General features: G+C 35.8%; 18 protein-coding genes. 15 read left to right on the plus strand and 3 right to left on the minus strand.

Annotated features, from left to right (window positions below):
* From dnaA to PFY10_00025, 5 genes are all read left to right on the plus strand, one after another.
* Entirely contained in the window at positions 1-1,455 is a 1,455-nt protein-coding gene (gene dnaA, locus PFY10_00005; protein WBV56820.1) for a chromosomal replication initiator protein DnaA, read from the plus strand.
* Positions 1,456-1,557: 102 nt separating this feature from the next.
* Positions 1,558-2,007, plus strand: a complete 450-nt coding sequence (locus PFY10_00010) for a low molecular weight phosphotyrosine protein phosphatase (GenBank protein WBV56821.1) — start codon at positions 1,558-1,560, stop codon at positions 2,005-2,007.
* The gene (locus PFY10_00015; protein ID WBV56822.1) at positions 2,008-2,508 is read left to right on the plus strand and encodes a nuclear transport factor 2 family protein; all 501 of its coding nucleotides are present in this window, start codon (positions 2,008-2,010) and stop codon (positions 2,506-2,508) included.
* A 4-nt stretch (positions 2,509-2,512) separates the two neighbouring features.
* The gene (locus tag PFY10_00020; GenBank protein WBV56823.1) at positions 2,513-3,211 is read left to right on the plus strand and encodes an SAM-dependent methyltransferase; all 699 of its coding nucleotides are present in this window, start codon (positions 2,513-2,515) and stop codon (positions 3,209-3,211) included.
* Positions 3,212-3,360: 149 nt separating this feature from the next.
* The gene (locus PFY10_00025; GenBank protein ID WBV56824.1) at positions 3,361-3,738 is read left to right on the plus strand and encodes a hypothetical protein; all 378 of its coding nucleotides are present in this window, start codon (positions 3,361-3,363) and stop codon (positions 3,736-3,738) included.
* A 40-nt stretch (positions 3,739-3,778) separates the two neighbouring features.
* Here PFY10_00025 and PFY10_00030 read toward each other — a convergent pair whose 3' ends face one another.
* Together PFY10_00030 and PFY10_00035 are read right to left on the minus strand one after the other, a co-directional pair.
* Complete coding sequence (locus PFY10_00030; protein ID WBV56825.1) at positions 3,779-4,639, minus strand: DUF4349 domain-containing protein; 861 nt, start codon at positions 4,637-4,639, stop codon at positions 3,779-3,781.
* A gap of 53 nt (positions 4,640-4,692) precedes the next feature.
* Entirely contained in the window at positions 4,693-5,166 is a 474-nt protein-coding gene (locus PFY10_00035) for a DUF962 domain-containing protein (protein ID WBV56826.1), read from the minus strand.
* 71 nt (positions 5,167-5,237) lie between these two features.
* Between PFY10_00035 and PFY10_00040 the strand changes: the two genes are divergently transcribed.
* The 6 genes from PFY10_00040 to PFY10_00065 all read left to right on the plus strand — a co-directional run bounded on the left by PFY10_00040 (position 5,238) and on the right by PFY10_00065 (position 12,338).
* Positions 5,238-6,083, plus strand: coding sequence for an AraC family transcriptional regulator (locus tag PFY10_00040; GenBank protein WBV56827.1), 846 nt, complete (start codon positions 5,238-5,240; stop codon positions 6,081-6,083).
* Positions 6,084-6,172: 89 nt separating this feature from the next.
* Complete coding sequence (locus tag PFY10_00045; protein ID WBV56828.1) at positions 6,173-7,483, plus strand: TolC family protein; 1,311 nt, start codon at positions 6,173-6,175, stop codon at positions 7,481-7,483.
* A gap of 24 nt (positions 7,484-7,507) precedes the next feature.
* Positions 7,508-8,623, plus strand: coding sequence for an HlyD family secretion protein (locus tag PFY10_00050; GenBank protein ID WBV56829.1), 1,116 nt, complete (start codon positions 7,508-7,510; stop codon positions 8,621-8,623).
* 91 nt (positions 8,624-8,714) lie between these two features.
* Entirely contained in the window at positions 8,715-10,307 is a 1,593-nt protein-coding gene (locus PFY10_00055; protein ID WBV56830.1) for an MFS transporter, read from the plus strand.
* Between the two features lie 261 nt (positions 10,308-10,568).
* Positions 10,569-11,381, plus strand: a complete 813-nt coding sequence (locus PFY10_00060; protein ID WBV56831.1) for a siderophore-interacting protein — start codon at positions 10,569-10,571, stop codon at positions 11,379-11,381.
* A 252-nt stretch (positions 11,382-11,633) separates the two neighbouring features.
* Complete coding sequence (locus PFY10_00065) at positions 11,634-12,338, plus strand: class I SAM-dependent methyltransferase (GenBank protein WBV56832.1); 705 nt, start codon at positions 11,634-11,636, stop codon at positions 12,336-12,338.
* A gap of 91 nt (positions 12,339-12,429) precedes the next feature.
* On the opposite strand, the gene metG is transcribed toward PFY10_00065, so the two are convergent.
* Entirely contained in the window at positions 12,430-14,466 is a 2,037-nt protein-coding gene (metG, locus tag PFY10_00070) for a methionine--tRNA ligase (GenBank protein ID WBV56833.1), read from the minus strand.
* A gap of 335 nt (positions 14,467-14,801) precedes the next feature.
* Here metG and PFY10_00075 point away from each other — a divergent pair, with 335 nt between their 5' ends.
* The 4 genes from PFY10_00075 to PFY10_00090 all read left to right on the plus strand — a co-directional run bounded on the left by PFY10_00075 (position 14,802) and on the right by PFY10_00090 (position 22,482).
* Positions 14,802-17,522, plus strand: a complete 2,721-nt coding sequence (locus tag PFY10_00075) for a SusC/RagA family TonB-linked outer membrane protein (protein ID WBV56834.1) — start codon at positions 14,802-14,804, stop codon at positions 17,520-17,522.
* Between the two features lie 11 nt (positions 17,523-17,533).
* Positions 17,534-19,126: a RagB/SusD family nutrient uptake outer membrane protein gene (locus tag PFY10_00080; protein ID WBV56835.1), complete on the plus strand. Its 1,593-nt coding sequence runs from the start codon at positions 17,534-17,536 to the stop codon at positions 19,124-19,126.
* A gap of 19 nt (positions 19,127-19,145) precedes the next feature.
* Positions 19,146-20,216 (plus strand): SusE domain-containing protein, encoded by a 1,071-nt coding sequence (locus PFY10_00085; GenBank protein ID WBV56836.1) that lies wholly within the window; start codon positions 19,146-19,148, stop codon positions 20,214-20,216.
* Between the two features lie 109 nt (positions 20,217-20,325).
* Entirely contained in the window at positions 20,326-22,482 is a 2,157-nt protein-coding gene (locus PFY10_00090) for a glycoside hydrolase family 97 protein (protein ID WBV56837.1), read from the plus strand.
* Positions 22,483-22,498 lie beyond the last annotated feature (16 nt).

Genomic DNA, 22,498 nt, shown 5'->3' on the forward strand with positions numbered 1-22,498 from the left:
ATGGATGAAAATTTAATGATGATATGGCAGAAGTGCCTTCAGTTTATGCGTGACAATCTTAACGCAGCTGAAGATAATTCTGATTTGAAAAAACTTGAAAAATCCTTCGACTTATTGTTCGATAAGGTGCAGCCAATCTCTTTGGTTGACAACAATCTTACATTAATGGTACCTAGTGATTTTTACAAGGAATATATTGAGGATAATTACTTATCTCTACTTTCTGCGGCCCTGAAGAAAAATATAGGTAAAGGAGTAAAATTATGGTATTCTGTAATGGAAAATAAGCCTAATGGCTTAGAAAAACCAGTTACCATGAACATGAAAGGGAAAAGTGTTCCTACACCGAAAGTGCAGGAAACAATGCCTCAAGGTTTTTCATCCAATATTGTTAATCCTTTTGTTGTACCTGGAATTAAAAAAGTAAATATCGATTCCAATCTGAAATCTGATTTTTCTTTTGATAACTATGTAGAGGGAGAAAGCAATAAATTTGCTGCAACAGTAGCAAGATCTATAGCAAAAAGACCTGGTGCTACTGCCTTTAATCCATTGTTTTTATATGGAGGATATGGAGTGGGTAAAACACACTTGGGACAAGCGGTAGGATTGGAAGTTAAAAGCCAGTTTCCGGATAAAGTAGTCCTTTATTTGTCTTCTGAAAAATTCATACAGCAATTCATTTCAGCAGCAAAGGCACATAAGCAAACCGAGTTTGCTAACTTCTACCAGATGGTGGATGTTTTGATCATTGATGATATTCAGTTCTTGTCCGGTAAATCGGCGACACAGGATAGTTTCTTCCACATTTTCGATTATCTGCATCAGAATGGAAAGCAGATCATTCTGACTTCTGATAAGGCTCCTGTAGATATCATGGATATTCAGGACAGAATCGTTTCCCGTTTCAAATGGGGACTTTCTGCAGAGATCAAATCTCCGGATCTGGAAACCAGAAGAAAAATTATCGTTGATAAGTTAAGCAGAGATGGTATTGTACTGACGGAAGATATGCTCGACTTCTTAGCGGCTGAAGCAAAGACCAACGTAAGAGAACTTATAGGGGTGATCAATTCTGTAATTGCTTACTCCACAATTTATAAATCCGATCTTAGTCTTGAGTTATTGAAAGATACCATCAATAAGATTGCAGCCAATCAGAAAAAAATCATCAACATTCCTTATATTCAGGAGATCGTATGTGATTATTTTGGTATTAAAAGAGAGCAGTTACTTTCGAAAACAAGAAAAAGGGAAATTGCACTTCCAAGACAGCTGGCCATGTATTTTGCAAAGGAATTTACCAATGCTACATTTACTAAAATCGGTGAAGAAATGGGAGGTAAAGATCATTCAACGGTAATGTATGCTTGTGAAACTATTAAAGATGTTTCCAAGATAGACAAAGAAGTGAAAAAGTACGTAAAAGAGCTTACGGAAAGAATCAAACACTAGAATAATTTAATTTGATATAAAGAAAATGAAGGATAGGAATTATTCTTCATTTTTTGTTTAATTTTGATAGATATGCTAGTCCTTAATTCATAGAATTGTAACATGAAAATATTAATGGTGTGCTTAGGGAATATTTGCAGGAGCCCTTTAGCAGAAGGAATTATGAAAGAAAAGCTCCCTCCCGGCTTCGTAGTGGATTCTGCGGGAACGATTTCAATGCATGAAGGTGAACATCCGGATAAACGGGCGATAAAAACGGCAGCTAATCATGGGATTGATATTTCCAAACAAAGATCCAGACCCATCACAAAAGCGGATCTGGAAAATTTTGATAAAATCTACTGTATGGATATTGATATTTATGGGGATGTAATTTCAAAAGCAAAAAATGAGGAACAAAGACAGAAAATATTTCTATTTCTAGAAGCGGCAGGAAACCACGAAAATGCTGAAGTTCCTGATCCTTACTGGGGAAATATGGATGACTTTGAAGATGTTTATCAACTTTTGGATGAAGCATGCAATGCAATCCGTAACCAAATTTTAAATTAAATGAAATACTTGATTTTCTTTTTTGTTTTAATTGCCAACTTTCTATTTGCCCAGACAAACGACGAGATTGCTATTAGGAAAGTAATGGATGATTTTATGACAAGCATCAAAACCAAGGATGAAAGTAAATTTCTTTCCCTTTTTCAGGAACCGGTTTTATGGACGGGAACTTATAGTGAAAGGACTCAATTGAAACGTCTTGAAAAAAATCCAAAAGCAGAAAGCCACTTTACCGATGATTATAAAACCTTTATTAAGGCTTTTAAAGACGATAAATCAGAAGAAAAGTTTGATAATATCATGATCATTGAAGACGGTTCCATAGCTTCCGCTAATTTCGATTATAGCTTTTGGTATGACGGAAAAATGAGTAACTGGGGAAAAGAAATATGGACCTTAATGAAGATCAGCGGGACATGGAAAATCACCTCAGTAACGTTCTCAATGGATCTGACCCAATATTTTCAACAACCCTCATTAAAAGAAAGAACCCAAAAATAAAAAAATGCTTTTTTTACTTCCAGCCTATTTATCAGAAAATACTCCTATCAATCATTTTTCACCGGTGATGAATGATTATATCATGCAAACCGATTATTTCTTTGTGGAAAATGAAAAAACTGCCCGAAAGGTCATTAAATTCTTTGCTCCTGAAAAAAAACAATCCGATCTCAAGCTTTTTTTACTGGATAAATACACCGAGAATGCGGACATTAAAGATGCTCAGGAACTCATGTTAAAAGGTCAGGATTTTGGATTGCTTTCTGAAGCTGGACTTCCCTGCATTGCTGATCCGGGAAATCTGATTGTGAAATGGTGCCATGAAAAAAATATAAGAGTAATACCTGTTTCAGGACCATCTTCTATTATCCTGGCTCTGATTTCAAGTGGGTTTAACGGTCAGGAGTTTTCGTTTAACGGATACCTTCCTATTGATAAAGGAGAAAAGAAAAAACAAATTCTACAGTTGGAAAGCCTGGTACAGAAAACAGGATATTCTCAGATTTTTATGGAAACGCCCTATCGGAATAATCCCCTTATAGAAGATCTGTGTAAATTTTTATCTCCCAATACAAAATTGTGTATCGCTGCTAATATCAACGATCCTGAGCATGAATTTATTCAGACGAAAACCATTAAAGAATGGCAAAAGAAAAAACCGGAACTTCATAAAATCCCCGCTGTATTTGTGCTTGGTAAATAATCATGTAGATCTTTCTTATAAAGAGTTTTCGTATAACAGGTCTTGTTTCATTGTTGTTTAATTTTTTTAGTGCAATTATTTTTAACATGCATTAACGTCGTCTTTGCACCATTGTTGTTCTATATAGGGTAACATTAAAATACAAGATTATGTCAGACAAAAAATTAGCAGGAATCTGGATAGATACCGAAAAAGCTATCGTTGCAAAAAATCACGATGCACAAAATGCCTTTAAATTTTTTCTTTGTAATCCTGTAAAAGCTGAGATTCAGCATGGTAATTCAAGTGAAAATGCAGGTAATAATGCGGAAAGGACGAATCGGATTAAGTTTTTTAAAGAAGTTGAACATTTATTAATAAATTCTCAGGAAGTATATATTACCGGTCCGGGAAAAATTCAGGAAGAATTAAAGCACTATCTGCATGATACTGCTCAGTTCAAGGATCTGAAAATTACATTAGACACGTCCCAGCAAATGTCAGACGAGAAAGTGCTGGAAATGGTAAAGAAGCATTTTAATGCATAGTTTTAAAAACAAAAATAGATCCGGATATAGATATTCAGATCTATTTTTGTTTTCTTCTTCCTTTCCATTTTCTCCAAAGGAAAACAATAAGCGGGATGGCTAAAAAGAATGGCCAAAAAGAGATGAGTCCTAGTATGAAACTTATAAAACTATTCCAGCCTTGGGTAATGGAGTCTCCGAACCGGCTTCCAAAACCTATTTTTGATGTAGCTGAACTTCTTATTTTTTCTTTATATAAACTCAAATTGAGTGTGCTGTAGTTCACACGGTCATCAATAAAACGAAGTTTTCCTTCTGCAACATCTATTTCATCTTCCAGACCACGGATTTTTTCCTGGATTTCAAGCATATCCTTCGTATTGGAGGCTCTCCTAAGCAAATCCCGGTATTTTTCAAGATAAATCTTTTTGTTGGCTAGTTTGATGCTTACATCTGTATACTCTTCCGTAACATCTTCAGAGGAAATGTTTTTAGATAAAACAGAACCTATCCCATTAGAAAAAGAATTGATTAAAGCATCAAAATTTTTATGAGGCACACGGATCGTAAGGCTCAGGTTTTCATCTTCATCTGAGTTTTGAAAATCTTCTGTTTGTATATAAGCATTACTTTTTTTTAAGGCTTCATTTACCTGATCCAGGGATTTTTTAATATCTGAAACCTGGATACGCATTTCTCCATTTTTAATGATTTTTTTAGAAATGGTATCGATTTTTTTTGGTGTATTTTCTCGCGCTTCCTCTTGAGGCAAAGGAACCAGCTGTTTTTTTGGGAAATTAGCTGTTTTATCATCCGGTATTACTTCTACAAGATCAGCACTAGCCCTTGGGCTGGCGACACCGTCAGATTTACTGCAATGAATGCATATTATAAGCAATAAGGGTAAAATTAGGTTCTTCATGATTCTTTTTATGAATCTTATCAAAAATGATGCATAATCCAAAAGAAAGACTGTTAATATTTTATTCCTGTCTTTTTGAAAATAAAGGTTAATAACCAAATAGGCCCCATTAGAAGGAATTGAAGATCTTTTAAGAAGGGAGGCTTTTTACCTTCGATCCTGTGTCCGAAAAGTCTTAAGATCCAGGTAACCACGAATATTGAAAAATAAATAATCCATGCGTTTTTCAAGAATCGTATATTAACCATATATATTGAACCCTCCATCAATATCATGATAATAAGCATCATCATGCTGATCAGGAAGGATAGTCTAAGATAAAATAGTGTAATGAATGCAACTGCAACCATGCTTATGATGCTGGCACAACCAAAGTAAGGAGAGCAAATATGCGGTGAAGGAAGTAAGGAGATAAAGCCTAATATGCTCCAAAAAGTGAGAGGAACACACATCCAATGAATGAGCTTATTGGTTTTATTTCTGTGGTTTTTACAATATTCTGCGAAAAATAAATCTATCTTTCTCATAATTTGGAATTTGGTTAATACGAAATTAATAAAATTTTGCAATCGTCCAAGAGATTGAATACATTTGTGGTATGTCTGTCCTTGAAAAATTCGGTGTAGAGATCTTTACACAGCATAATATCTTTGAAAGAATTTCTGTCGAAAAACCCTTTCGTCCAGATAATCCTGCGTTTATATTTGTTAAAACCGGGACTATAAAGCTTCGTCAGCATTTCAGGGACCTTGAACTTATGCCCAATATGTTTATGGTAACCGATCCCCAGACTGTTTATGAAATGGTATCGGTAAGTGATGACTTTCAATCCAGAATGGTTTCTTATAAAAGGGAGTTTATTTCTGCTTTATCCCTGAAATTTAACCGTCTTATCGGATACCGTTATTTCAGGCAACAAATGAATAAAGGAGTTCCTTTTCAGCAGGATGAAATGGAGCTGGTGTGGAAAAGTGTTAATTTCCTTAAATATATACTGGATTCGGAAACGGAAATGATGTATAAAAAGGAGATAGTGGAACACTTATTTTCCGTTTTTTGCTACCAGATGGCTGGGATTATTTCCAAGGAGGATAGCAACGCCATGGGGCAGATGTCTAGACAGGAAGAAATTGTTTTTATCTTCTTGACAGATCTCGCAGAACATCACCATACGGAAAGAGCTGTTGAGTTCTATGCCGAAAGACAGTCCATTACAACCAGACATCTTTCGTCCGTCGTGAAATCTATTACCGGAAAGTCGGCCAGTCAGATCATAGCGGCTATAGTGGTCAACGAAGCCAAAGTACTTCTAAACTCTTCCAAAAAGCCTGTTTCAGAGATTTCTTCCATGCTTGGGTTTAGTGATCAGTATTCATTTTCTCACTTTTTTAAGAAGCATTTAGATATCAGTCCCACACAATACAGAAATCAGTTTGACAGGTAAATCCTACATTTGAACATCTTTTTCCAGTTATCAAACATTTGTTTGATTTCTGTGCTGCCGTAACTTTGCCTATGTAAAAACAAGGTAAAATGATACATTACATAAAAACAGCACTATCAGTTTTGATAGCTATATTCCCTGCGCTGTTTTTTTCTCAGGAAGTCAGACAGATGACAGCGAATGAGGTCGCTGAACTGGCTCTTCAGAATCATCAGCAGCTAAAAGTTACCGCTCAAAATATCAATATTGCAAAACAACAGACAGGTGTCGCAAAACTCCAGAAGTTGCCTAATATAACAGCATCAACAAGTCAGTTTTACTTGGGAGATGCAGTAGCAATTGACAAAGATTTTTCGGGTTCTACCACTATTCCTATGCCTCACTATGGAAGCTCTTATGCAGTACAGGCTACTCAGCTGATCTTCAAAGGAGGATTGGTGAATAAATCTATAGAATTAGCAGGATTAAGGGAACAGCTTTCTGAATTGGATCTTGAAAAGAATAAACAGGACGTTAAGCTCTTAGTTATATCCAATTATCTGGATATCTACAAAATTCTTAATCAGGAATCCGTTTTTCAGAACAATAAGAAGCTGGCCCAGGAACGCCTGAAAAACATCCAGAAATTTTATCAGCAAGGAATGGTTACCCGCAATGAAGTGATCCGTGGAGAGTTGGCAATAAAGAATCTCGATCAGGGAATCTTAACGCTCGTTAATAACCGGAAGATCCTTAATTATAATATGAATATTGCATTAGGGTTACCTTCTGAAACAGAAATTATTCCTGTCGAAAGTTTAGACAATAAGGAAGCGGGTATCGGAATGGAGTATTATATGGATCTGGCTCATAACAGTAATCCACAGCTAAAGTCTGCCAAAACGAATATTGATGTTGCAAATAAAAATATAGAGATTATAAAAACCGATCAGCTTCCTACGTTATCCGGTTTTGGAGGTTATACTTTACAGCGCCCGATTACGACAAGAAATCCTGTTGTGGATATGTATTCCGGAGGATGGCAGGCAGGAGTTTCTCTAAGTTATAATATCGACAATCTTTATAAAACGAAAGAGAAAATTAAACTTGGAGAAATACAAAAAACGCAAGCCGGAGATGCAATGACTTTAGTTCAGCAAAATGTAGACATGGGCGTTAATGCGGCTTATGTTAAATACCAGGAATCTATTCAGCAGGCTGATATTCTTAATGACGCCAAAAAACTGGCCGAAGAGAATTACAAGATTACAGAGGCTAAATATCTTAATCAGCTGGCTGTACAAGCCGAAATGATTGATGCTCAAAATCAGAAATTACAGTCTGAACTGGACTTTGCCAATGCAGAGATCAATGTTCTGTATCAATATTATAATCTTTTAAAATCTACGGGAACACTTTAATTTTTAAAACTGAAAATCAAGATAATGGAAAACAAGGAACAACAAAATATAGAACAGGCACCTGCGGTTTCAAGCGCAGTAGCTAAAAAGAAGGAAGCCAGGAAAAATAAAATTAGAGCAATTATTTCCAATATTATTGTATTTCTGGCTATTGGTTTTGGCTTATTCTGGCTGGTTAGGGAATATTTTCATATCGGAGATAAGACTTATACAGAAGCAGCCCAGGTTGAAGAATTTATCAATCCAATCAATACCAGGGTTTCAGCCTATATCAAAGAAATTAAATTTATTGAGCACCAGCAGGTAAAAAAAGGAGATACTTTGGTCATTTTAGATAAAAATGAAATTTTAACCCAGCTAGGCCAGGCCGAAGCAGCGTATCAAAATGCTTTGGCACAGCGCTCTGCTACATCATCATCCGTAAATACGGTTTCTAATAATGTTAACGTGATGGAGTCTAACATAGCAGGGGCAAAAGCCAGATTATGGAATGCTGAACAAAACCTGAACAGGTACAAAAACCTATTGGCTTCAGAAGCTGTTACCAGACAACAATATGACCAGGTGAAAACAGAATATGATGCACAAAAAGCAGCTTACGAAACATTAGTTAATCAAAAGCAATCAGCCAACCTTTCTACGACAGAAGTTAAAAGCAAGCTTGGGATCAATGATGCCGAGATCAAAAGAACAAAATCGGCATTGGATATGGCAAGAATCAATCTTTCTTATACCGTAATTACAGCACCCTATGACGGCGTTATGGGGAGAAGAACGATTTCCGAAGGCCAGCTGATCCAGCCGGGGCAGCAGGTAGCTACGATTGTACTGAATGGTCAGAAATGGGTAACTGCCAATTTTCTGGAAAGCCAGATGCCGAATGTTAAAATTGGAGAGAAGATGATAATGACGGCGGATGCGCTCGGCGGACAACAATTTGAAGGAATTGTTACAGCTATTTCTGCAGCTACAGGATCGAGATATTCCAGTGTTCCGACAGACAACTCTACCGGTAACTTCATTAAAGTACAGCAGAGAATTCCCGTAAGAATAGAATTTACTGCCGCTAATAAAAAAGAGGATATCAATAAACTGAGTGCTGGGATGAATATGAATGTGAATGTTAACAAGAAAGATTGAAAGATTGAAAAATTGAAAAATTGAAAAATTTGTCCGTAAGATATCTTTTTCAACTTTTTCAATTGTCTGTAACATCTAAAAAAATTAAAAAATGTATAACAAAGGCTTATATCATGATTGGGTTCCAAAGCCGGTTCAGCTTTTACTGATCGTATTACTTCTTGCCGTGGTAATGCCGTTGGGGGGAGTGTATACAGGTAATATAAGTTATCTTGTAGGAGGAACGGGGGCTCTGTCAGAATATTTTCTATGGGCAAATTATGCAACGACAATAGGAATGGGAGCCTGTATGCCCGTAGTTCTAAGAATGAAGATGAGATTTAAAGTACGGGATAAGATCACTTTAATTCTTGTTCTTTTAGGACTATTAAGCTATGTTAATGCTACCACGCTGCAGCCAATGGTAATCGTAATAACAGCACTAGTCATCGGTTTTCTGAAAATGATGGTTACTATTGAACTGTTCTTACCATTAATGGCAATGATAGGAAACAGGGGGATGTTCTACGGAGCATTTTATACGTTCGTCCTTATGATGAATCAGGTGGCAAGTTATTATGCTGTAGAAGTGTCTGTTCTTTACAACTGGCAGCATTTTTACATTATTGTGTCCGTTTTATGTTTTGTACTGGCAATGATTCATTGGATCTTTATGCATGATAAATATTTTGCCCTTAAAGTTCCTTTGCATTATATTGATTGGCTGAGTATTCTGCTTTTTATTTCCTCATTCATGTTTTCGGCATATGTATATTCTTTTGGAAAGCAGCAGGATTGGTGGAATTCTTCGAAAATAGTGAAGGCCAGCATTGGTGCTTTTATAAGTTTTGCGTTATTGGCAACACGACAATTAACATTAAAAAGACCTTATCTGTCATTTTCCATATTCAAAAGAAACAATGTCCAGAATGGATTGTTCATGTTGTTCTGGCTGGGAATGTTTTTAGGGACAACAACTTTGCAAAATACGTTTGCGGTGGGAGTATTGGGATATGATCAATTGACCAATGCAAGGCTCAGCATCCTGATGATTCCGGGAATTATTTTGGCTGGGATTACAGCTATTTTCTGGTTTAAAAATGAAAAACCTTTAAAGATGTTCATTTTTTCAGGATTTTCTGCGATGATAGGATATGCTATGATCATGTACTTTTCAATGGTATTGGAATTCAATTATGAAGGTTGGTATCTGCCTATGTTTTTAAAAGGTTATGGGATGTGTTCATTGTTTATCTCAGTATGGTATTATACGCTTGATAAACTGGAGCTTGATGATATGCTTGCTGCAATCGGCTTGGTGCTGGTTTGGAGAACATTCTTAGCGGTAGGTATATTTTCAGCAATCTATTCATGGTTTCAATACCACTTTCAGGTGGTGGCGGTAGGAGATCTGGCTGTTTATATTGATGGAATGACTGTGACTCCTCAAACACTTTCCGGTAACATGAAACTCGTTCAGCTGAATGCGATCATTATCGCCTCCAAAAAGATATTTGGTTACATTATAATAGTAGGTTTAGGGGTATTGGCTTACGTTTTAACCCATCATTTCGGTAAAGAACGGTTTCAGTATGGTAGATTTATCAGAATGCTGGGTGGTAAATCCGTGATTGCCAGAAGGAGATTGAGAGAACGTAAAAAATTGTTAGAAGAAATAAAAGATGCGGCTGGTCCCGCTTTGTAAAGATACCTTGTTTTTCACTTGTAAACCCCGGATTTATTTTGAGTCTGGGGTTTACGTTTTCTTGTTTGGTATCTTATGGTATGAAAATGAACCCGATAAAATGTAATTTATTTCAATAATATTATTTTTATTTAGACGTAATAAAAATAATTAACTACATTTGTATCATTCTTTATGAAGAATGTTCTTTATCCTTATGTCCTATTATCAAAGGCTTCAAAGGATGATTGGTGTATAGCATATTAATTAAAAAAAAAAGGTATGGCTACAATGCAAGCAGGGCAGATCGTTGCCGAAGTAATCAAAAAACAATACATAACTCCTCATTTTATCAGAGTTTATCTTAAGGCCGAAGATGTTTCGATGTTCAGAAATACAACGATCGGTGATAACAATAAAATTGCGATTCCTCCCCATGGGCTGAACGAGATCTATTTTCCTACTTTAAATGAAAATCATGAATGGATCCATCCATCAAAGGAAGTCGCTCCCTTTATCCGTACGTATACGCATCGGGGAATTGATTTTGAAGCCAATGAACTGGTTATTGACTTTATTGATCACGGTGATAGTGGTCCTGCTTCAAAATGGGCTAGAGATGCGAAAAAGGGCTCAAAGCTAGGCGTGATGATGCGTACAGAGGCCAAGGAACTTTATCCTCAGGCAGATTGGTATTTTCTTATTGGTGATGGTACTGCAATTCCGGTTTTGAGTGCCATTTTAGAAACCCTTCCCGAAACGGCAAAAGGAGTTTGTGTCATCGAAGTCCATGGGAGAGAAGACGAGCAGGAATTGGAAACCAAGGCCGATATTGAATTCATATGGGTTCATAATCCTGATGCTCACTTAGGAAACAAGCTTGCTGAGGTGGTGCGAAGGGTGGAGATCCCGGAAACTTCAAAATTTGGATATATTGCCTGTGAACTCTCCACCATGAAAGAGGTTCGCAATTATTTCAGAAAAGAAAAGAGCTGGAATCAGTCTGAGCTATATGCATATTCATACTGGAAAGCCGGTGCTGCGCAGGATGAGTCACAGGCAGAAAGGAGGAGAGAATTGCATGCGAATGAATAAGAATGGTCCCGACAAATCGTTCGGGTTTCTTTTGATAGGTATATTTTGAAGCTTTTTCCCGCTATCCACTCATACTCCTCGCGCCTTGCTTTCCCGATTCTTGCTGTGGGGTAACCGTTCCTATCGGGGCTATCTGTTACTACCGGTAACAAATTAATCTCCGCTAATTGGATTAGACTATCTTTTGTTCTATCAATTACCGCGATAGCTTTTCAAGGCAAAAATCTTATCTTTGCTTGATTAAAAGTTATTATGAAAGATTTAATGGGAAAAGCAATCTGGGATTACCATCATAATGAAGATCCTGAAGATTTGCAGACTGAAACTTCAATTTCCGAACTGGATGAACTTCCTGTAGATTATCTTTTCAGAACCTTTGAAGAGATGAATGCCTTGGAACAAAAAGCTCTGGAATCATCTTATGGAAAGATTTTAGATATCGGAGCCGGAGCTGGTTCTCATTCTTTATATCTTCAGGATATCAGGAATCTGGATGTTGTGGCATTGGATATTTCCCCAAAATCGATTCAGGTGTGTCAGATAAGAGGAATTAAAAAAGCTGTCTGCGAGAATATGCTTGATTTCTCTGGCGAAACTTTTGATACCATATTGTTGTTAATGAATGGAACCGGGATTTTTGGAAGCCTGGCTGAAATAGATAATTACCTCCAAAAACTGCATTTATTGCTCAATGATAACGGACAGGTTTTAATCGACAGTACAGATATTTTATACATGTTTGACCGGGATGAAGATGGCGGAGTATATATCCCGGCAGAAGGTTATTATGGAGAATTGGATTATATCGTACACTATAAAGGAGAGTCCGAAGATCCTATCAAGTGGTTATACCTGGATTTTGAGACTTTAAAGAATGCTGCAGAAAATAATGGTTTCAATATTGAAAAGGTGATGCAGGATGAAGATGCTTATTTGGCAAAACTAATGAAGAAATAGAATATGAGTATCCCTGCGAGGACAATTGTATAAAAATAAAAATCCCCTAAGGTAAAACCTTAGGGGATTTTTTTACTATGCATTTAAATATTTAGCCTATTTCAATACCGTTTTCAACATTGCTGTCATCCGGAGTAACAAAAGATAGTTTTCCATCCGGCTTTGTGGTTAATAATAACATACCCTGAGATTCTATTCCACGAATTTTTCTTGGAGCCAGGTTTAATAAGATCATCACCTGTTTTCCAATCAATTCTTCCGGAGTAAAACTCTCAGCAACTCCTGAAACTACTGTTCTTACATCAACTCCTGTGTCAACCGTAAACTTTAATAGCTTATCGGCTTTTTCTACTTTTTCAGCCTCTATAATAGTAGCCGTTCTTAAGTCTATTTTAGTAAAATCATCAAAAGTAATTTCCTCTTTCATCGGTTTTGCGTTAGGATTTGTTTTTTTATTATTCTGTTTTGTATTCTCCAGTTTTTGAATCTGTGCTTCTATAACGTCATCTTCAATCTTATTAAAAAGCAATGGTGCATTCTCAATTTTATGACCAGCTTCAATTTGGATTTCAGAATTTTTTATCTCGTTCCAATTCTTTTTGTCAATATTAAAGTATCCAAATAGCTTTTCAGCAGTAAAAGGCATAAAAGGTTCACATAATTGAGCAACAACTGCTGCAATTTGTGCTCCAACAAACATCGTTTGACCCGCTGCATCCTTGTTTTCAGCTATCGCTTTCCAAGGAGCGGCATTTTGAAGATATAAATTACCATAATCTACTAGAGCCATAAATGAATTTAGTGCATTTCTAAATTCATATTTTTCTAGATAATTACTTACCTCATCTAATGCAATTTTAATTGCATTTTTAGTCTCTTCATCTAAGATACCATTTGGAACTTTTCCTTCGAAGTTTTTATTTGTAAACGAAATAACTCTGTTTATAAAGTTTCCAAACTTATTTACTAGTTCCGAGTTATTTTTTGTCTGAAAATCTTTCCACGTAAAATTATTATCCTTTGTTTCAGGAGCAGAAGAAAGAAGAGCATATCTCAAAACATCCTGTTGTCCCGGGAAATCTTCAACATACTCATGTGCCCATACCGCCCAGTTTCTTGAAGTTGAGATTTTATCGTTTTCAAGGTTCAGGAACTCAAATGCCGGAACATTTTTAGGCATTATATAATCTCCGTGTGCCTTCATCATTGCCGGGAAAATGATACAATGGAATACAATATTATCTTTTCCGATAAAGTGAATCAGGTCACTGTCTTCACTTTGCCAGTAGTCCTTCCAGTTTTTTCCGTTTTTCTCTGCCCATTCCTGAGTGAATGAAATATATCCGATAGGAGCATCGAACCAAACATACAATACTTTTCCTTCTGCATTAGGAAGAGGAACCGGAACTCCCCAGTTGAGGTCCCTGGTCATTGCACGTGGTTTTAATCCGTCATTTAACCATGATTTTACCTGACCGTATACATTGGGTTTCCAGTCGTCTTTATGGCCTTCAATGATCCATTCGTTTAAGAAATCTTCATATTCATTTAAAGGTAAATACCAGTTTTTGGTTTCTTTAAGGATCGGAACATTTCCACTTAACATTGATTTCGGATTGATCAGTTCTGAAGGAGAAAGGGTAGTACCACATTTCTCACACTGATCTCCGTAAGCATTTTCATTCCCACAATTAGGACATGTTCCTACAATATAGCGGTCTGCTAAAAACTCGTTAGCTTGCTCATCAAAATATTGTTCAGAAACTTCCTCAGTAAATTTTCCCTTTTCATATAATGTTTTAAAGAAATCCTGGCTGGTTTCATAATGTTTTTTAGAAGTGGTTCTGGAATATTCATCGAATGAAATTCCAAGATCTGAAAAAGATTTTTTAATGATCTCATGATATTTATCCACAATATCCTGAGGAGTAACTCCTTCCTTTTTGGCTCTTATGGTAATAGGGATCCCGTGCTCATCCGAACCACAGATAAACGCTACATCTTTTCCTGACCTTCTTTGAAATCTTGCGTAAACATCCGCAGGAATATAAACACCTGCCAAATGTCCTATATGAACCGGTCCGTTTGCATAAGGCAAAGCTGCCGTAATCATCTTTCTGTTTGACATTTATAGTAATAATTTAACTACAAATATACGGATTATCTCCCGAAAATTCTTGATGGCCCTTAATATTAGCAACAATAAGCGATTATTGGGAAATAAATATTACATTTTGTTAAACGTTTGTTTAACTTTTTGTTAATCCTGTGATAATATTATGCAATGCATAAGATCTTGTAAATTGATGAAAAGCAGAAATCTAATCTTTGGACCGCGTTTAATTTACATAAAATTATCTAAAGTTTTATTAAATTTATGATAATTCTAATTTTTTTCTAAATTGCAAGCGTGGTTTTCACGCCATTATTACTACAAAAACGAAACTATATAAAAAAAATATTGTGAGAAATTTTACAACGGTATTAAAAATAGCACCTGCTTTTTTATTGGCCAGTTCAATGGTTTATGCACAAGACTCTGTGACTAAAGAAAAGAAAATAGAGGAAGTAGTGCTGATTGGATATGGTGCAAAGAAAAAATCAGATCTTACAGGTTCTGTTACGGCAATTTCAGCTAAGGACTTTAATGAAGGAAGTATTAACTCTCCTGAACAATTAATTCAGGGGAAAGCTTCAGGTATTCAAATTACCAATAACAGTGGAGCCCCTGGTGCAGGTTCTACCATTAGAATCAGAGGAGGGGCATCATTGAATGCAAGTAATGATCCTTTAATTGTTATTGATGGCGTTCCTGTTGATAGTAATGGAATTAGTGGTGCTTCAAATCCTTTAGCGCTAATTAATCCAAATGATATTGAAAGCTTCAATATCTTAAAAGATGCTTCAGCGACTGCCATCTACGGAAGTAGAGCATCTAATGGAGTTATTATTATTACAACAAAAAAAGGAACATCAGGTAGGCTAAGGCTTAATTATACGGCAACAACCTCTATCTATGAAAAGATGGGAAATATAGATATGCTGTCTACTGATCAGTTTAGAAATGTTGTAATGAGTAAAGCTTTACCTTCTTATCAAGCTTTACTAGGAAATGCAAATACTAACTGGCAAAATCAGATTTATCAAACAGCACTAGGATTTGATAATTCTGTTTCTATTTCAGGAGGAATTAAAGGGCTGCCTTATAGATTATCTTTAGGGTATCTAAATCAAGATGGTATTATCAGAACCAATAATATTGAAAGAACAACAATGTCATTGAATTTAAATCCTAAATTCTTTGATAAACATTTGGAAATTAATTTCAATGTTAAAGGAACTTATGTTGAAAACAGGTTCAAAGATGATGGTTCTATTGGAGCTGCTGTTGTTTTTGATCCTACAAAACCAGTTTATGATTCGGCCTTCGGTAACTATGGTGGATATTGGGAATGGTTAAATGCATCTAATGGGTTACCTAATACAAATGGTACAAAGAATCCTGTTTCTATGCTTAATCAGAGATGGGATCTTTCTTATGTAAGAAGAGTTTTGGGAAATGTTCAGTTTGACTATAAATTCCATTTTTTACCTGAATTAAGAGCTAACTTAAATTTAGGGTATGATTATAGTGATTCTAATGGAGATACTACAGTTTTGCCAACTGCTGCAATGGCTTTTTATCAAAAAGGAACATACAGACGATATACACAAGAGAAGAAGAATAAAGTTTTAGACTTTTATTTTAATTATCTTAAAACTATTGAATCTATTAAATCTACTTTTGATCTTACGTTGGGATATTCATACCAGGATTGGACAAGATCTGAACCATTCGCGCCAACAATAAATGGTGACGGAACTAGAGTTCCTAACCAAGGAGTGGATCTTTTTACTCAAAATACTATTTTATCTTATTTTGGACGTTTCAATTATACATTTAATAATAAATACTTATTAACAGCAACGTTAAGAAGAGATGGTTCTTCAAGATTTAGTAAAGATAACAGAGTTGGATATTTTCCATCTGTAGCATTAGCCTGGAAAATTGATCAAGAGAATTTCTTGAAAGATTCAAAAGTTATTTCTTCCTTGAAGTTAAGAGCGGGATGGGGACAAACCGGACAACAGGATATACAGAATAATGATTATCCATACTTAGCGAGGTATGTCATGTCAAATAGTGGGGCAATGTACCAGATAGGGGATGACTTTTTTAATACACTGAGAGCGCAAGGGTATGATAAAAACATAAAATGGGAAACTACAACAACAAAGAATATTGGAGTAGACTTCGGATTTCTGAAAGAGAGAATAAACGGCTCAATTGAAGTTTATGAAAAAGAATCAAAAGATCTTTTAAGTGTTGTACCTGTACCTGCCGGAGCCAATCTTACCAATCTTCTTCTTACCAATATTGGCGATATGAGAAACCGAGGTATTGAAGCTAACGTCAACGTAAAAGCTATTACAAATAAAGATTTTACCTGGGAGTTTAGTGTTAATGCCACTCATTACAAATCTGAAATTACCAACTTGGCCTCTACTCAGGTCTTAGTAGGCGGTATTGGAGGGGGTGTTGGTAATACCATTCAGGTACAGTCTCAGGGATATCAACCCAATGCATTCTATGTATACCAACAAGTATATGATAATGCAGGAAGACCAATTGAAGGAGCCTATGTTGACAGAAATGGAGACGGGGTTATTAATAATTCCGATTTATATCAATATAAATCTCCAGCTCCAGATGTTTTACTTGGCTTTTCTTCAAAATTTACTTATAAAAATTTTGATCTAGGCTTTACTATGAGGGCTAGTATTGGGAATTATGTTTATAATAATGTGGCTTCTCAATATGGTAATTTGCAAGGAATTGCAAATAACGGCTTTTTACAGAATATTCACTCAAGTTATTTAGAAACTGGTTTCTCAAGAGCACAATACTTATCGGATTATTACGTAGAAAATGCATCTTTTTTAAGGATGGATAATATTAATGTAGGATATAATTTTCCAAGCTTTATCAATGAAAACTCTAAGATAAGAGTTTTCGGTTCCGTTCAAAATGCATTTGTGATTACTAAATACAGTGGGCTGGATCCGGAGGTATTTAATGGTATTGATAATAACCTTTATCAGAGACCAAGAATTTATTCATTAGGATTTAACTTTCAATTTTAACTAAGGATATCATGACTTTTAAATATATTAATAAAACAATCTTTACTGCCGGTATAACTGCAGTATTGTTTCTTTCTTCTTGTGAGAAAGATTTAGACAGAATGCCAGAGTCAGAAATTACTTCGGCATCTGTTTACGCAAATTTTTCAAACTATAAAGGAGTTTTGGCCAAAATATATGCAGGTTTAGCAGTGAGTGGCCAGGAGGGAGGAGATGGAAATCCTGATATAGGAGGTATTGACGGAGGAACTTCTAACTATTTAAGACAATATTTCCAGATGCAAGAGCTTCCTACAGATGAGGCTGTGATTGCATGGAATGATGCTTCGTTACCTGACATGCATAATATGACCTGGTCGGCAAATAATGAATTTATCAGAGCAATGTATTATAGAGTATATTATCAGATTGCTATTTCGAATGAATTTATCAGGGAAACAACAGATGAAAAATTGTCCTCAAGAAATATAACAGGGCAGGATGCAGAAACTGCAAGATTATATAGAAATGAAGCTAGATTTATGAGGGCATTAAGCTATTATCATGCAATTGATCTTTTTGGTAATGGTCCTTTTGTAACTGAAACAACTGAAGTAGGAATAACACCTCCACCTAGAATAGAGAGAAAGAATTTGTTTTCCTATATAGAAAGCGAACTTAAAGATCTTGAGAATATTCTAAAAGATCCTAGAACAAACGATTATGGAAGAGCGGACAAAGCTGCTGTTTGGATGCTTTTATCCAAACTTTATCTGAATGCTGAAGTATATACAGGACAATCGAGATATTCTGATGCAAGGATATATGCCGAAAAAGTAATTAATGCTGGATATTCATTAAAATCTAATTACGAAGAATTATTTTTAGCAGATAATAATGTTGGCAATAATGAAGTTATTTTTTCAATTAATTTTGATGGGCAGCACACAAGAACTTTTGGTGGTACAACTTACATTATCCATGCGGGTGTAGGCGGAACTATGAAACCTGCTCAATTTGGAATCAACAGTGGATGGGGAGGTTTAAGATCAACAAAAAATATTGTTAATTTATTCCCGGATTCAAATGGTACTTTAGATAAAAGAGGAAGGTTTCATTCCGATGGACAGAATCTGGAAATAAATAATCAAACTGAATTTACGGATGGTTATCCTTTGATAAAATTTAAAAATATTAGAAAGGATGGTACTCAGGGATCTGATAATGCTGGAGATTTTGCAGATACTGATTTCCCTTTATTTAGACTGGGGGAGGCTTATTTGATTTATGCTGAAGCTGTCTTAAGAGGTGGCGGCGGATCTACGGCTACTGCTGTGCAATATGTTAATTTGTTAAGACAAAGAGCTTACGGAAACACTTCTGGAAGTGTTAGTTCTATTAATCTAGATTTTATTTTGGATGAACGTGCAAGAGAACTAGCTTGGGAAGCTACAAGAAGAACAGACCTGATCAGATTTGGAAAATTTACTTCTGCTTCTTATTTGTGGCCTTTCAAGGGTGGAGTTAAGAATGGTAAAGGTGTGGAGGCTTACAGATCGCTTTATCCAATTCCAAATACAGATTTAAGTGCTAATCCTAATTTGGTTCAAAATCCTGGGTACTAATTTTAAACAGAATCTAAAAATGAAACATCTTATTAAAATATTAACAATAGCATTTATTGGATTTTTAGTTATTTCTTGCGAAAAAGACGAAGATCAGGCAGTTATTACTGAAACCACAAAGAGTAAGATTACAACAGATAAAACAACTCTTGTTTTAGATAAAGATAATCCAGATAATGTGGCATTAAATGTTACTTGGAGTAAGTCGGTATTCGATTTACCTGTTGTTTTTACTCAACAATTGGAGTTCGGAAAGAAAGGGAAGAATTTCGAAGGTTCATCTACTGTGGATGCAACAAATTCTCCATTGGTATTTACACACAAACAACTTAATAGTATTGCACTAAGTTTGGGTGCAACTCCTAATGTTGTTACTGAAATTGAGGTGCGATTAAAAACTTTAGTTGGGGCAGGACCATTTTATTCGAATGTTATTACTTTAACAATCACTCCATATCTTTTAGGACCTGTTTATAACTATACAGATTTATATCTAATAGGGGATGCCACATCAGCCGGATGGACAAATACAACAGCTAATACTAATTTCCTTCCATTGCAAAAAACGGCTACTGCCGGGATCTATTCTTATACTGGGTATTTTGCACAGGGAGAATTTAAAATGATTAAAACTCCTGGATCATGGGATCCGCAATATGGATTAGGTTCTCCAGGAACATTAAGTACAAGTGGTGGATCAGGGAATATTCCTGTTGCAGCTGCTGGGTATTATAAGCTCAGTATTAATACAACCGCTTTGACTTATACTTTAGTATCTGTACCTGCTCCGTCAACAACTTATACAACTATTTCAATGATTGGAACAGCATCAGGGGACTGGAATACGGATCTTGATCTTCAGAAATCAACTTTTGATCCTCATATTTGGGTGAAGAAGAATGTTGCAATGAATTCCGGTGAATTTAAGTTCAGAGCTAATCATGATTGGGGAACAAGTTGGGGAGTAGCACAGGAATTCTTTGGAGTAGCAGCCGTAGGAGGAGCCAACATTCCTTTAGCTACAGCATTCCATTATGATGTATATTTTAATGATATAACAGGTGAATATTCTGTAATTCCTGTATTTTAAAATATCCTGAAAAATACTATATCAAATATTAAATTACATAGAATTTAAAAAGTAAGGTGTTGCTTTTTAGTAACACTTTATTTATTTTTTAAACATATAAATAGTCATTATGAAGAAAATTACAGTTGGAGCTTTATTGTTCTCAATGATGTTTGCGGGTGTTAATGCACAAACTTTAAAATCGCCGGACGGAAAGTTCGAAATGGACTTTCAGCTAAAGCAGGGAGTACCTTATTATAACTTAAAATATAATGGGGCAGTAGTTGTTGAAGATTCTAAATTGGGATTGAGATTATTTAAAGACACAGCTATTAAATTTGCCTCTGAAATTGCAAAAGCAGAAGACGCTAAATTTGACCTGAATAACGGGTTTACCAAGACAGATGAGAAAAGGGATTCTAAAAATGAAACCTGGCAGCCTGTACTTGGAGAAAAGAAAAACTATATCAATAACTATAATGAATTAGCTGTTACGCTTAATCAGGCTTCCACAGACAGAAGCATTGTGGTAAAATTCAGGTTGTTTAATGACGGATTAGGTTTCCGATATGAATTCCCACAACAGAAGAACCTTAATTATTTTGTGATCAGAGAGGAAGATTCTGAAATTGATTTTCCGACAGATATGAAAGCATGGTGGATTGTGGCTGATTATGATTCTCAGGAGTACCAATATCAGGAAACAAAAATTTCCGAAATCCCGGGTCGATGGGACAAAGCGTTTGATGCCAATGCTTCTCAGTCATTGGTTAAAAATGCAGTTCAGTCTCCTTTAATGTTAAAGAAAGAAGGTAAAAGTCCTTTATACGTTAATGTAGCTGAAGCAGCGGTTTTGGATTATCCTGCTTCGCATCTGGAAGTGGATGCTCAGAATTTTAAATTTAAAACGCATCTTACAGCCGACAGGCAAGGAGCGAAAGGATATATTCAAACTCCTTCTGTTACGCCATGGAGAACGATTATAGTATCTCCAAAAGCAGAAGAGGTAATGGACTCAAAAATGATATTTAATCTTAATGAGCCGACTAAATATACCGATACTTCTTATATTCACCCTACAAAATATATGGGTGTTTGGTGGGAAATGATCATCGGAAAATCCCAATGGGCTTATTCTACGGCAGAAAATGTTCATTTAGGTAAAACCGATTTTACCAAATTAACTCCAAACGGAAAGCATGCTGCGAACAATACTAAAGTTAAAGAGTATATCGACTTTGCTGCTGAAAACGGATTTCAGGGACTTCTGATCGAAGGTTGGAATATAGGTTGGGAAGACTGGTTTGGACATTCAAAGGAATTTGTTTTTGACTTCATTACACCTTATCCGGATTTTGATATCAAAATGCTGAATGATTATGCCCACTCCAAAGGGATCAAATTGATCATGCATCATGAAACTTCAGGTTCGGCAACCAATTATGAAAGATGGTCCGATAAAGCTTTCCAGTTAATGAATAAATATGGATACGATGCTGTAAAAACAGGATATGTAGGAGATATTATTCCAAGAGGAGAACATCATTATTCTCAGTGGACGATCAATCATTTTTACAGAATTGCAGAGAAAGCGAATGAATATAAGATCATGGTTAATTCTCATGAATCTGTACGTCCGACAGGAGAAAGCCGTACCTATCCGAATTACATTTCCGCAGAAGCAGCCCGTGGAACGGAATATGAGGCGTTTGGAGGAAATAATGCAGATCATCAAACCATTTTACCATTTACAAGATGGATGGGAGGCTCAATGGATTATACTCCGGGAATTTTCCAGACTAAACTGGATTATTACTTCCCAGGTGATAAACGATTTGTAAAGACTACTTTGGTAAAACAGCTGGCATTATATGTTACCATGTATATGCCGCTTCAGATGGCTGCCGATCTACCTGAGAATTACAAGAAGCATATGGATGCTTTCCAGTTTATCAAAGATGTAGCAGCGGATTGGGACGATACAAAAATCCTGGCAGCAGAGCCTGGAGATTACGTAATTACAGCCAGAAAAGCTAAAGGAACCGACAATTGGTTCGTGGGTGGAATTACAGATGAGAACAAACGTGAATATACAGTAGACTTCTCTTTCCTGGATAAAGGTCAGAAATATGAGGCAACAATTTATGAAGACGGTAAAGACGCTGATTATATTAATAATCCTCAGAGCTATAACATCTACAAAAAACAGATTACAAGCAAGTCTAAAATCAATTTTAAAATGGTAAGAAGTGGTGGTTTTGCAATCTCCATTAAGCCCATAAAATAAATTTTAAGAACCAACT

The sequence above is a fragment of the Chryseobacterium daecheongense genome (genome assembly GCA_027920525.1).
GTDB classification, from domain to species: domain Bacteria; phylum Bacteroidota; class Bacteroidia; order Flavobacteriales; family Weeksellaceae; genus Chryseobacterium; species Chryseobacterium proteolyticum.